This window comes from Pseudophaeobacter profundi (assembly GCF_029697505.1).
In the GTDB taxonomy this organism is placed as follows: Bacteria; Pseudomonadota; Alphaproteobacteria; order Rhodobacterales; family Rhodobacteraceae; genus Pseudophaeobacter; species Pseudophaeobacter profundi.
Genome location: NZ_JARJEF010000013.1, coordinates 84,811 through 91,122, shown reverse-complemented (window position 1 = coordinate 91,122; position 6,312 = coordinate 84,811). Strand labels below are relative to the sequence as shown.

The 6,312-nt window shown below is 59.4% G+C and carries 7 protein-coding genes; 4 read left to right on the top strand and 3 right to left on the bottom strand.

Annotated features, from left to right (window positions below; all coding sequences use genetic code 11):
• From P2081_RS17585 to P2081_RS17575, 3 genes are all read right to left on the bottom strand, one after another.
• A partial coding sequence (locus tag P2081_RS17585) for a GTP-binding protein (RefSeq protein ID WP_278924176.1) occupies positions 1 to 121 on the bottom strand: 121 nt, incomplete at its 3' end.
• Positions 122 to 264: 143 nt separating this feature from the next.
• Positions 265 to 873 carry a hypothetical protein gene (locus tag P2081_RS17580; protein WP_278924169.1) on the bottom strand — a complete coding sequence of 203 codons (609 nt, stop codon included), beginning with the start codon at positions 871 to 873 and terminating at the stop codon, positions 265 to 267.
• Between the two features lie 164 nt (positions 874 to 1,037).
• Positions 1,038 to 3,383 carry a DNA topoisomerase IV subunit A gene (locus P2081_RS17575; protein ID WP_278924168.1) on the bottom strand — a complete coding sequence of 782 codons (2,346 nt, stop codon included), beginning with the start codon at positions 3,381 to 3,383 and terminating at the stop codon, positions 1,038 to 1,040.
• Positions 3,384 to 3,756: 373 nt separating this feature from the next.
• Here P2081_RS17575 and P2081_RS17570 point away from each other — a divergent pair, with 373 nt between their 5' ends.
• From P2081_RS17570 to P2081_RS17555, 4 genes are all read left to right on the top strand, one after another.
• Positions 3,757 to 4,485, top strand: a complete 729-nt coding sequence (locus tag P2081_RS17570) for an SH3 domain-containing protein (protein ID WP_278924167.1) — start codon at positions 3,757 to 3,759, stop codon at positions 4,483 to 4,485.
• Between the two features lie 54 nt (positions 4,486 to 4,539).
• Positions 4,540 to 5,370, top strand: coding sequence for an SDR family NAD(P)-dependent oxidoreductase (locus P2081_RS17565; protein ID WP_278924175.1), 831 nt, complete (start codon positions 4,540 to 4,542; stop codon positions 5,368 to 5,370).
• Between the two features lie 70 nt (positions 5,371 to 5,440).
• Positions 5,441 to 5,647, top strand: a complete 207-nt coding sequence (locus P2081_RS17560; protein ID WP_278924166.1) for a twin transmembrane helix small protein — start codon at positions 5,441 to 5,443, stop codon at positions 5,645 to 5,647.
• Between the two features lie 29 nt (positions 5,648 to 5,676).
• On the top strand, positions 5,677 to 6,249 hold the full coding sequence (locus tag P2081_RS17555; protein WP_278924165.1) for a cob(I)yrinic acid a,c-diamide adenosyltransferase: 573 nt from the start codon (positions 5,677 to 5,679) through the stop codon (positions 6,247 to 6,249).
• Positions 6,250 to 6,312 lie beyond the last annotated feature (63 nt).

The following is a 6,312-nucleotide window of genomic DNA, read 5'->3' as shown; positions in this document are numbered from 1 at the left end:
CTTTGAAGTCACCAAAATATTTGGTGATCGCTGCGGTCAGAGTGGTTTTACCGTGGTCAACGTGGCCGATGGTGCCGATGTTGACGTGCGGCTTATTACGTTCAAACTTTTCCTTAGCCATTCTGTAGGCGCCCTTTTGAAAGAGAGGGCCGACAACCGACCCAAAGATTTCCTCTGCGCGCGCCGCATATTTGATTTAGAAACCAAAATCAAGCCGTTCCTGCTTGACATAGCTGCTTTTGGCTATCTTTGGCCAACAAACTCTCACTCAGCCACGGGGGCGAGGTCGGAGGGGGCTGGCGCCGCCGCATCCGGCTCTGCTGCCACCGCAGCAGAGGCACCGTCAAACCATCCGTTTTCAGCATGTTGCTCTGCCATATACTCTTCCAGGCCATCGACAATCTTGAGCGCCAGCCCATCAATCTGCTCTGCCTTGGTGCGGCTATAGCCAGAACCGATAATGGCGCTTTCGCCCGTGGTATCCTCAAAGATCTGCATCTGGTGCTCGCGGACCAGATAGCTCTTGGTGGTGACATCATAGACAAAGACATTCACCACGGCTGCGCTCTTGGGATTGACCAGAACCGGGATACCGCCGGTGGCCAGCAAATAGCCTTCAAGCGTGACCGCCACGTCATATTTTCCAGCGCCATCGTAGCGCCCCAACCGGGCCTCAAGCGCACGCTCGATAGGCTCGTTCCACTCCGACGGTTCTGCCGAACGCGACAGGGGCCATTGCAGCGCCTTGTCAGTGTAGACAAAGGAAACCCGCATATTGAAATCGCCAAGATCCTCCTTGGCCTCATCAAGTTGGGTTTCTTCACAGGCCGCCAGCAGGACCATCGAGGCCAGAAGAGCAAGAGTTCGAAACATTCAGAAAGGCCTCATCAAGTAGGGCAACAGGGGTAAACTCGGATCAGATAAACCAAAGCCGCCCAACCGGTAAACCGATAAGGCGGCCGTCGTGCCATTCGGTGGCGGATCCGTCACAGAAAACAGGTGCGAATAAGAGCGGTGAAGGTGGCTAAAGCCCCAGTTCACTTGAATTTATAGTTGCGCGGGAAGCCATGAGGCGGACGTTTGCCGACCCCGGCCCGCTTGCCCAACCATTGGCTCAGATCGGTTTCATGCCGGGTCTTGCCACCGCCCATCTCCCAGGAAATTCCTTCTTCCCAGTTGAAGGTGGTGATATCGCTAAGGCCACCGTCCAGTTCCAGAGAGCCCTGCTTGCCGCGTGCCATATTGTACTTTTGCAGCCGCACGCCTTTGCCACGGGTAAGCTCTGGCATCTCTTCGACAGAGAAGACCAGGAACTTGCCGTTTTCAGATACGATCGCCACATGATCGCCGGTGACCGGGATGCAGACCTGGGCGCGGTCGTCATCCTTGACGTTCAGCACCTGCTTGCCGCCACGGGTCTGGGCAACGATATCTGTTTCGGCGCAGATGAAACCATTCCCCGCAGAAGAGGCCACCAGCAGGCGCCCCTCGGGGTTGTGGATCAGGATATCAACAATTTCGACTTCGTTGGGCAGATCGACCATCAGGCGCAGGGGTTCGCCCATGCCGCGGCCACCGGGCAGATTGGCGGCGCTGATGGTGTAGAACCGGCCGTTGCTACCGAAGACCAGCAGCCGGTCGGTGGTTTCCGCGTGGAAGACAAAGCGCGGACCATCGCCATCCTTGAACTTCAGCTCGCGCGTCAGATCGATATGCCCCGTCATCGCCCGCACCCAGCCCATTTGACTGCAGACCACGGTGATGGGCTCGCGGTCGATCATCGCCTCCAGCGGCACCTCTTCGACTTCGCCCGCCTCGGCAAAGCGGGAGCGGCGGGCGCCGCCAACATAATCCTTGCCAAATTGCTTTTTGGTGGCGCGCAACTGATCGGTGATCTGGCTCCATTGCAGATCATCCGAGGCCAACAGCTCGACCAGTCCGGCGCGTTCATCGCGCAGCGCATCGCGTTCACGGGTCAGTTCCACCTCTTCAAGGCGACGCAACGACCGCAGCCGCATGTTGAGAATCGCTTCGGCCTGGACTTCGCTCAGCTCTCCGGTGCCAGCCTTGGGCGAGACATAGTCGGCTTCATCATAGGCACGCGGATGATCCAGAGCCCAGTTTTCCCGCATCAGCGCGGCCTTTGGGTCTTCGTCATAGCGGATGATGTCGATCACCCGATCCAGATTGAGGAAGGCAATGATAAAACCATCCAGCACTTCCAGCCGGTGATCGATCTTGGCCATACGGTGCTGCGAGCGACGCTGAAGCACATCGCGGCGATGATCGAGGAAGGCGCGCAGCACCTCTTTCATCGAACAGACCTTGGGCGTGACCCCGTCGATCAGAACATTCATGTTCAGGCTGAACCTGACCTCAAGATCCGAATTGCGGAACATCATGTTCATCAAAACGTCTGGATCGACGTTCTTTGACTTTGGCTCCAGAATGACGCGGATATCATCAGCGGATTCATCGCGCACATCCGCAAGAATCGGCACCTTCTTGGTCTGGATCAACTCGGCGATCTTTTCGATCAGCTTGGATTTCTGCACCTGATAGGGAATTTCGGTGATGACAATCTGCCACTGGCCGCGGCCCAGGTCTTCGACCTCATGGCTACAGCGCAATCGGAAGGAGCCGCGCCCGGTGCGATAGGCCTTGGCGATGTTATCACGCGGTTCAACAATGATGCCACCGGTGGGGAAATCCGGCCCCGGCACATGTTTCAGCAGCGTATCATCATCGGCTCCGGGTGACTTGATCAGGTGGATACAGGCATCGACAAGCTCGACGATGTTATGCGGCGGAATATTGGTCGCCATGCCCACAGCGATACCCGCCGCGCCATTCGCCAGAATGTTCGGAAAGGTCGCAGGCAGAACCGCAGGTTCCGTCAGGCGACCATCGTAGTTGTCGCGAAAATCAACAGCATCCTCTGACAGGCCGTCCAGCATGGCCTCGGCGACGAAGGTCATGCGCGCCTCTGTATAGCGCGAGGCCGCCGGGTTATCGCCGTCGATATTGCCAAAGTTGCCCTGGCCGTCAACGAGCGGGTAGCGCACGTTGAAATCCTGCGCCAGGCGGGCCATGGCATCATAGATCGCCGCATCCCCATGCGGGTGGAAATCCCCCATGGTATCGCCCGAAATCTTGGCCGATTTCAAAAACCCGCCCGAGGAGCTGAGCCGCAGGCGGCTCATGGCGTAGAGGATCCGCCGGTGCACAGGTTTCAGCCCGTCACGTGCATCGGGCAGGGCCCGGTGCATGATGGTGCTCAGCGCATAGGTCAGGTAGCGCTCGCCGATGGCGCGGCGCAGGGGTTCCAGGATCTCGCCGTTCTGCGGCTGAGGGGCATCGGTATTATCTACGGTGTCGTTCATCCCTTGGTGATACTTTGCCCACCCGGCGCGGTAAAGCGGTGGTTCACTTTTATCCACCGCCTTGGCGACAGCGCCACTCTTTTATGTTGGCCCCTGCTATGTTGCCCACTGTGCGGCCCGTCCTTGCCACCGCTTCATCGCGGCCAAGCCCTTTGACCAGCACATCACAAAGCGCCAAGGGGGAGAAGCCGAAGCAGTCTCCCCTGTGTTGGGCCTGTGCCTTGATGATATTCGTACTACATTAATCAAACCTGCCTAGGGTCAGGCGGTCTTAGCACTGCCGCAGCGGCCCATGCCCGCGCTCCGAGTTCCAAGCGATTTGGGCCCGCCACCAACCCATGCAGCCTTTGAAGTTTATCCAGGGGGATGCGCTATGTCGCGCTTTGTTATTGTGTCTTTTGCTTTTTTGGGCCTGGCTTTTTACGAAATCAGTGGCGGCAGCGATTTTGCGCCCCCCGAACGCCCGGACGCAGATCCCCCTCATAGCCGTGAAGTCGCCTCTGGCAGCCAGGCCGCTTTGGACGATAAATTCCAGCGCCCTGCCAGGCTGCGCGCGGCTGAACTGGTGGTCGCTGCGGCGCGACACCAGCCCATGCCCACCGCCACCGCCACCGCTGCGCGCGCTGCGACCACACCAGCCCGGCCCCAGGCAGACCCCGAACAGCGCCAGGCCATCGCTCTGGCCAAGATCGCCGCCTCTGGCACCAGCCTGCAAAGCTCCAGCAGCGCCTTTGCCGCCACTGCCGAAACTGGCCTGCTGCATATGGACGCGGCCCAGGGCGGTATCCAGGGCGGGCTGGTCGCCATGACATCGGGTCAGAATCGTCAGGGCATGACGCTGAACACCCGCTTTTCCAACAGTGCGGCGCAACAACCCGCCCCGCCCCCCGAGGCCTATCTCGATATTCGCCAAATACGGGCCTCGCGGGTGAATATGCGCCAGGGTCCAGGAACGATCTATCCGGTGATGGGCCGCCTGCTGGCCGGGGATAAGGTCCTGGTGATAGAAGACAGCGGCACCGGCTGGCTGCATCTGCGCACGCAAAAAGGCAACAAGATCGGTTGGGTTGCCGCTTCCCTGGTCAGCAAGAAAGCTTCATAACCCTGTAAACAGCCCCGGCAATTGCCTTGGGGGTTTCTATTGCAGGGTCGCATGATGCAAAAAACAATTCTGATCACCGGCTGCTCTTCTGGCATCGGCCTGGACGCGGCCCGTGGCATGAGGGATCGCGGCTGGAAGGTCTTTGCCTCTTGTCGTCAGGCGCAGGACTGCGACCACCTACGCGCCGAAGGCTTTGACAGCCCGCGCATTGACTACACTGATACAGACAGCATCGCCCAGGGCCTGGCCGAGGTGCTGCAGGCAACCGGTGGCACGCTGGATGTCCTGTTCAACAACGGTGCCCACGGCCTGGCCGGCGCGGTCGAAGACCTGCCAACCGAGGCGCTGCGCGATATCTTTGAAAGCAACGTCTTCGGCTGGCACGAGCTGACCCGGCAGGTGCTCCCGGTGATGCGGGCACAGGGCCATGGGCGCATTGTGCAGAACTCTTCCATCCTGGGTTTTGTCGCGATGCCCTGGCGCGGCGCATATGTGGCTACCAAATACGCCCTGGAAGGGCTGACAGATACGCTGCGGGTGGAACTTATGGACACCGATATCAAGGTAGTGCTGATAGAGCCGGGGCCGATCACCTCAAAGTTCCGCGAGAATTCGATACCCCATTTTGAACGCTACGTAGATTGGCGCAACTCTGCCCTGCGGCCCTTTTACGAACAGAACCTGCAAAAGCGGCTCTATGAAAGCTCCGGGCCGGATCGCTTTGAACTGCCGGCCTCGGCGGTGACTGCCAAGCTGATCCTGGCCTGCGAATCATCCCGCCCCCGGCCGCGCTACCATGTGACGACCCCCACCCATATGGCCGGTCTGCTGCGCCGTGTCCTGACGACCCGGGCAATTGACCGCATCCTGAGAAGGCTCAGATAGGCAATTCGCTGTCGCCAATCCTGGCGGCAACGGCTAGACCGATATCAGGTAAATACGAAAGAGAGATCACATGGGTGACCCACTTTATCTACTGGCAATACTGGCCATGGCGGCCGTGGTGGTGGTTCTGCTTCTCGGGCTTGGCAGTTTTGGCAAGGGCGGCGATATCAGCAAGAAATACGGCAACAAGCTGATGCGGCTGCGACTGTTCTTTCAGTTTATTGCCGTGGTGCTTTTGGTGACCTATGTCTATCTGCGCGGCCAAGCCGGCCAATAACCCACAGCGATCACAAGAGGCCTGAAATCATGGTGGTTCTGAACAAGATCTACACCCGCACCGGCGACAAGGGCGACACCGCGCTTGGCAATGGGACCCGCGTGGCCAAGCACGATCCGCGCGTCAACGCCTATGGCACTTCGGATGAATTGAACGCCTTTATCGGCGTCGCCCGGCTAGAGGCCGAGGGCGAGATGGATGCCGCCCTGTCGCGCATTCAGAACGATCTGTTTGATCTGGGCGCCGATCTTTGCCGCCCCGAGATGGAAAAAGATGCCGAAGCCGACTACCCGCCGCTGCGGGTGGTGCAGGCGCAGGTCGACCGGCTTGAGGCCGAAATCGATGCGATGAACGCGGATCTGGCCAGCCTGCGCAGCTTTGTCCTGCCTGGCGGCAGCGCGCTGGCGGCACATCTGCATGTCTGCCGTACCGTGGCCCGACGGGCAGAACGGCTGGCAACCGATCTGGCGGGCGTTCAGTCCATCAACCAGGTGGCGGTAACCTATCTAAACCGGCTGTCTGATTGGTTTTTTGTCGCCTCGCGCAAAGCCAATGACAATGGCGCCAAAGATGTGCTCTGGGTGCCTGGCGCCAACCGCTAAGCCACAAGACCGTCCAGAGGGCGCTATCCCCCAATGCGGGCAAAAGCACCCAGCGTCACATGC

Bases quoted from the DNA above. Each gene is read 5' to 3' on its own strand.
- P2081_RS17580 (WP_278924169.1), bottom strand. From the start codon at position 873: ATGTTTCGAACTCTTGCTCTTCTGGCCTCGATGGTCCTGCTGGCGGCC.
- P2081_RS17575 (WP_278924168.1), bottom strand. From the start codon at position 3,383: ATGAACGACACCGTAGATAATACCGATGCCCCTCAGCCGCAGAACGGC.
- P2081_RS17570 (WP_278924167.1), top strand. From the start codon at position 3,757: ATGTCGCGCTTTGTTATTGTGTCTTTTGCTTTTTTGGGCCTGGCTTTT.
- P2081_RS17565 (WP_278924175.1), top strand. From the start codon at position 4,540: ATGCAAAAAACAATTCTGATCACCGGCTGCTCTTCTGGCATCGGCCTG.
- P2081_RS17560 (WP_278924166.1), top strand. From the start codon at position 5,441: ATGGGTGACCCACTTTATCTACTGGCAATACTGGCCATGGCGGCCGTG.
- P2081_RS17555 (WP_278924165.1), top strand. From the start codon at position 5,677: ATGGTGGTTCTGAACAAGATCTACACCCGCACCGGCGACAAGGGCGAC.